Annotated in this window: 1 protein-coding gene and 1 pseudogene; both read right to left on the reverse strand. The window is 51.4% G+C overall.

The genetic code is table 11. From position 1 onward, the window contains the following. Positions 1–533: RNA polymerase sigma factor (locus tag ACYPWY_RS16340; RefSeq protein ID WP_459686610.1), on the reverse strand; the 533-nt coding region annotated here is incomplete at its 3' end. Between the two features lie 100 nt (positions 534–633). Continuing rightward, positions 634–1,061: pseudogene (locus ACYPWY_RS16345) on the reverse strand (hypothetical protein); the annotation flags it as partial.

The raw sequence follows: 1,061 nt of genomic DNA on the forward strand, positions 1-1,061 counted from the left end.
AAGAGGCGGCTTTTAACGGTTTCCACATTTTTTATCTTCAAGTTGCCGTTGCGATGGGATATTTCAGCGATTTCCGACAGCCGGTACCCGGCTTGCTGCAACAGCAGGGCTTCGCGGTGAGTGGGCTTGAGCCTGTCCAGTGCCGCCAGCACCTCATCACTGTAATGCTGCCGGTAGTTATCCATGCCCATGCAGTTTTCGCCGGATTCCGTTTTCTCGCTAATAGAACCGGCTACTGTTGATACGTCCACGTCTTCGCTCCGTCTGAATGCGCTGCTGCGGTGGTTCAGGTCGGCGATAAAGCGCTTGGCGACAATATGCAGCCAGGTCTGTATGCTCCGCGAGGGGTCGTAGGTTTCAATATACCTGAAGAAGTTAATTAAAACCTCGTTGTAGTTGTCTTCCACATCGCCCGCCGAATAGGAGTATCTTATACAAAGCTTGTATATCAGGTTTCTGTGCGACCACACATGGCGGTTGAACAGTTCCGTCCGCCTTTCGACAGAGGCGTCCGCATGGTAATCCTTTTCCATCCCGGCGAGATTACAAAAGTGAGCGAATAATCTTTTTCGTAATCTGTCAGCCGGACGGCGTCAATTTTATGGGGATATTTCAACAGGATAAAACGGCAAGTCATTTTCCGTCCCTCCTTTCCTGTTCCCGGTTCTGCAAATGTTCTTCAACCCGCTTTTCTTCCCCGTAGCGGGAATAGAGGCTGATAATTTCAGGCAGGCGGGGCGCCTCCATCAGGGCGTCCAGTTCTTTTGGGGAGAGGGCGTCGCTTTCCCCGCGACTGTCAATGGACAGGATATATTCCGTCATATTACCGCTTCGCCGTTTTTCAATTTCTACCGGAAAAGCGTTATACACGGAAGATACGGGACAGGCGGCATAAAGATTTTTTGCCAATGCCTGTTGCCACAGTTTGGAACGCCTGTCTTCCAAGTCCCTGAACAGGGAATGGCTGAGCGTAAGTAGTTGAATACCCTTGGAACGGTTGTTCATGTCCAGCACATATATCAGCGCCAGGCGGCGGAACAGGCGCCCGTAGCTTCCGCGTT

This window comes from Viscerimonas tarda (genome assembly GCF_054601255.1).